Origin of the sequence: Gulosibacter sediminis, from assembly GCF_030011715.1 — a bacterium.
Taxonomy (GTDB): domain Bacteria; phylum Actinomycetota; class Actinomycetes; order Actinomycetales; family Microbacteriaceae; genus Gulosibacter; species Gulosibacter sediminis.
Window position 1 is genome coordinate 1 of the sequence record NZ_JASCYH010000072.1, and the last position, 4,425, is coordinate 4,425.

Sequence of the window (4,425 nt, forward strand, 5' to 3'; positions counted from 1 at the left end):
TTGTAGTTCTGGCGGTGCCAGAACTACAAAAAACGACCACTCAACCCCCTGCTAGCCAGGCGAACGGCGGTCGCCTATGGCCGAGAGCGTCGTTACGAGCGAGGCTTCCGGTTCCGGTTCTCGGCCAACGCGCTCTCGTCGGCGCGCATCGCATCCACTTCCGCAGCGTCCGGGCCCCGAAGAACCGCTGCGCGAGCAGCCGCATCCGCGTTGCCAGCAGCATCCCCTGCAGTAGCATCCTCGCCAGCGGCATCCCCAGCCCGATACTTGCCGGGGCCGACCAGCACGATCAGGCCGGTCTCGAGCTGCCGGCCGAGCACCGAGTTCTTGCGCCCGACCAGGAAATACCAGACGAGCACGACGGCAGTCCAGAGCGCGAACATGAGGATGGTAATGGGCCGAAGATCCTTGATAATCCAAACGCAGCCGGCCACCGTGAGCACCGGGATGAGCGGATGCAGCGGCAGGCGGAACTTGCGATCGAGGCCGGGTTCGCGGTGGCGCAGCACCATGACGGCGATCGCGACGACGAGGAACGCCATGAGCGTGCCGATGCTCGTCATCTCGGCGAGGAAGTTGATGGGGATCACTCCGGCGAGCACCGCGACCGCCGACCCGACGATGACGGTGTTCGCGATCGGGGTACCAGTGCGCTTGTTCACGCGGCCGAAGATGCGCGGCGCCATGCCGTCGCGCGACATCGCGTAAAGGATGCGCGTCTGGCCGTAGAGCACGACGAGCGTCACCGAGAAGATCGAGATGACCGCGCCGACCGCAAGCACCGTGCCGGGCCACGAGGCGCCGACGATCCGCTCGAGAATCACGGCGAGCCCCGCCGACTGCCCCTCGAACTCGGCGGCCGGCTGTGCGCCGAGCGCCGTAATGACGACCATGAGGTACACGGCCGTGACGACGACGAGGGCCGAGATGATCGCGATCGGCAAGTTGCGGCGTGGATTCTTCGCCTCCTCGCCCGTCGTCGACACCGCATCCAGCCCGACGTACGAGAAGAACACGATACCGGCGCCCGTCATGACACCCGAGAAACCGAACGGCGCGAACTCGGCGAAGTTGTCGACGTTCCAGCCGGTCACGGCGATCGCAGCAAAGAACACGAGCACGGCGAGCTTGAGCGACACCATGATCGTGTTCGCGATCGCCGACTCCGAGGTACCGCGAATGAGCAGCAGCATGCACATAACGACGAGCAGCACTGCGGGCAGGTTGATGACGCCGCCCTCTTCGGACGCGGCCGAGATCGCCTGCGGCAGCTCAAAGCCGAACAGGTTGAGCAACAACTGGTTCACATACTGCGCCCAGCCCACCGCCACAGCGGCGGCCGAGACCCCGTACTCGAGCAACAGGCAGGCAGCGACGCCCATCGCCGGCAGTTCGCCGAGCGTCGAATACGCGTAGCTGTACGACGATCCGGCGACCGGCACGCTGCTCGAAAGCTCGGCATAGCAGAGCGCCGATAGCCCCGCGACGGCGCCCGCGATGACGAACGACCAGATCGCCGCCGGGCCAGCAATCGGCACGACCTCCGACAGGATGAAGAAGATGCCCGTGCCGACCGTCGCACCGACGCCCATGAACGTGAGCTGGAGCAGTCCCATACTGCGAGGCAGCAACCCCGTGCTAGTTCCGGGTTCGGCAGGAACGGGCTTCACCCGAAACAGTTGTTGCGCGAGGGTCGATCGAGGCATCGTACTGTTTTACTCCAGACTGCGTTGTCGGTGCGCCATTTCGGCGGGGGGTACCGGTCGCGCAGCACTCGCATCCGCTGCACGGTGGGCTCGATCGCGCCCCGCACATGCCCGGTCGGCGACGCCGCGACGGCCTGCAAGAACGCGACCGTCTCGGCCGTGATCTCTTCGCCGGGAATCACGTTCGGGATGCCCGGCGGGTACGCCGCGAGGGTGTCGGCCGACACGCGGCCGATCGCGGCGCTCGCGTCGACGAGCTCCGAGTCGGCGAAGTAGGCCTGCCGTGCGGTGCGGCGCAGCGCGCCGGGTTCTGGCAGCGTCGGGAACGCGACCTTCGTCTCGCCGCGCACGAGGGTGGCCTCGGGCGACGTGATGACCTCGATGAGCGCGTGGAACACGGCCGCGTAGTCGGGCACCTTGCCGGCACCCACGATTGCGACGATCGACGTCGCGGTCGACATCTCGAAGAAGAGCGCGTGCCGGTTGATGAGCTGCTGCCGTACCCAGTGCCCGCTGAGCCCGGCGACAGACACGTCGAGCACGATGTGCAGCGGGTCGACGTCGACGATGTCGTCGAAGCGGCCGAACGAGTCGCTGAGCACGCCGACGCGGCCATCGGCCCGCACGACGTCGCGGAACGCATTCGCGGCCTCGATCGACGCGCCGATCTGCACGCGACCGTTCACGAGCGCGTGCCGGGCGATGTCGAGGGATGCGCGCAGCAGCGCCGAGGAGGAGGTCGAGGCGGTCATCGACATGGCGCGATTGATCTGCGCCTCGAGCGCGTCGGCGAACGGCCCGTCGGCGAGATGGAGCATCGCCGACTGCGTCAGCGAGCCCGCGAGCTTGTGCGTGCTCGAGATAACGAGGTCGGCCCCGAGCGCGATCGGCGACGCGGGCAGCCCGTCGTGGAAGCCGAAGTGCGGGCCCCAGGCGCCGTCGACAATGAACGGCACGCCGTGCGCGTGCGCGAGCTCGGCAAGGGCGGCGAGGTCGGCCGCCGCACCGAAGTAGCTCGGCGAGACGACGTAGACCGCGGCGAGCGGCACGCCGGAGGCGTCGGCGCGCTCGAGCGCGTCGGCGAGCGCCGCGAGCGTGATGCCGTGCGCGACACCGTGCTCGTGGTCGATGCTCGGCATGACGTAACTCGGCACGAGGTCGGCGACGAGCATCCCGCCGATGAAGCTCGAGTGCACGCTGCGCTGCATGACGATGCCCTCGCCGAGGCCGCGCAGCGCGAGGGCGACGGTGCGGTTCGCCTGCGAGGCGCCGTTCGTGAGAAACCAGGTTCGGCGGGCGCCCCACGCCTCGGCCGCGAGCGCGAGCGCCTGGTCGTAGGGCGAGTTGTCACCGAGGTCGACGTCGTCGACGAGCATCGGAATGTCGAGCTGCAGCAGCCGCTCGCCGAAGAAGTCGGCGAGGCGCCCGCTCACGCCGGTCGCGGTGCCGCCGTGGCCCGGCACCATGAGCTGCGTCGAGACCGTGCGCGCGTGCCGCTCGAGCGCATCCGCGTACGGCGTCGTGCGCTGGGCCGCGCTCGGCGCCGGCGCGCGCGTCGCGTCGAGATCGCGGTGAGCTGAGCGGGCGAGTTCGGAGATCGACATGGGGCCAAGTCTGCCGCCGAGCAGCCCCCGGCAGAATCCCTCACCTGCCTGCCGACTCACATACCCAGGCTGTTATTCTCGGAGTTAGCAAAAGCTGTGCTATTAGAGGGGCGCGGATGCTCGACCTACGCCAGTTGCAAGCCCTGCGCGCCGTGCACGACGCGGGCTCGGTCACGGGCGCCGCCCGCGCGCTCGCCTGGAGCCAGCCCACCGTCGACTATCACCTGCACGCGCTCGAGGCGCTCGTCGGAGGCCCCGTGCTCGAGCGCACGCCGCGCGGCAGCACCCCGACCGAGGTCGGCGCGTTGCTCGTCGAGCGCGGCGACGAGATTCTCGCGCTGAGCGAGCGAGCGGTGGCGGATGCGCGCGAACTGCAGCGCCGCGGCCGCACGACCCTGCGGTTCGGCACCTATCCGACCGCCGCCGCGTTGCTGCCCGAGATCGTCGCCCGGGTGCGGGCCACCGGCCGCGAGCTCGAGGTCGTGTTGCATGAGGTGCCGCAGTTGCTCGACGGCCTGCACCGCGGCGAGCTCGACGCGCTGCTCGCGTACTCGGTGCCGACGATCGCGCTCGCGGTGCGGCCCGAGTTCGAGGTGTCCGAGGTGTATCGCGATCCGCTGCACGTCGCGCTACCCGCCGACCACCCGCTCGCCGCGGCCGAGTCGCTCGACACCGCGGCGCTGCGGAGCCTGCACGAGCTGCCGTGGGTGCTCGGGTCAAGCGAGCGCGACCCCATGGATGTGCTGCTGATGGCGACGTTCGAAGAGACAGGTCTGCGCCCCGAGGTGTCGATTCGCACCGACGACATGCAGGTGATGCTCGCGATGGTCACCGCGCGACTCGCGGTATGCCTCGTGCCGCGGCTCGCGGCGCCGGCGCCGCCGCCGGGCGTGGCGCTCGTGCCGATCGCCGACGCGTCGTTCGCGCGGACCCTGCTCGCGGTCGTGCCGAAGGATGCGCGCCGCGCCGGCCTCTCGATGCGGCAGCTGCGCACGCACCTCGCCGCCGCCATCGCAGGGGGGTGGGGGGGGGGGGGGGGGGGGGGGGGGGGGGGGGGGGGGGGGGGGGGGGGGGGGGGGGGGGGGGGGGGGGGGGGGGGGGGGGGGGGGGGGGGG

3 protein-coding genes are annotated in these 4,425 nt (G+C 70.1%); 1 reads left to right on the forward strand and 2 read right to left on the reverse strand.

Annotated features, from left to right (window positions below):
• Positions 1 to 92: 92 nt before the first annotated feature.
• Positions 93 to 1,706: an APC family permease gene (locus tag QM019_RS12465; protein ID WP_282853276.1), complete on the reverse strand. Its 1,614-nt coding sequence runs from the start codon at positions 1,704 to 1,706 to the stop codon at positions 93 to 95.
• Positions 1,667 to 3,310 carry an aminotransferase class I/II-fold pyridoxal phosphate-dependent enzyme gene (locus QM019_RS12470; protein WP_282853277.1) on the reverse strand — a complete coding sequence of 548 codons (1,644 nt, stop codon included), beginning with the start codon at positions 3,308 to 3,310 and terminating at the stop codon, positions 1,667 to 1,669. The genes QM019_RS12465 and QM019_RS12470 overlap by 40 nt, the downstream gene beginning before the upstream one ends.
• Before the next feature lie 116 nt (positions 3,311 to 3,426).
• On the opposite strand from QM019_RS12470, the gene QM019_RS12475 reads away from it, so the two are divergent.
• Positions 3,427 to 4,425, forward strand: a 999-nt coding sequence (locus QM019_RS12475) for a LysR family transcriptional regulator (protein WP_282853278.1), incomplete at its 3' end; no start/stop codon positions are given.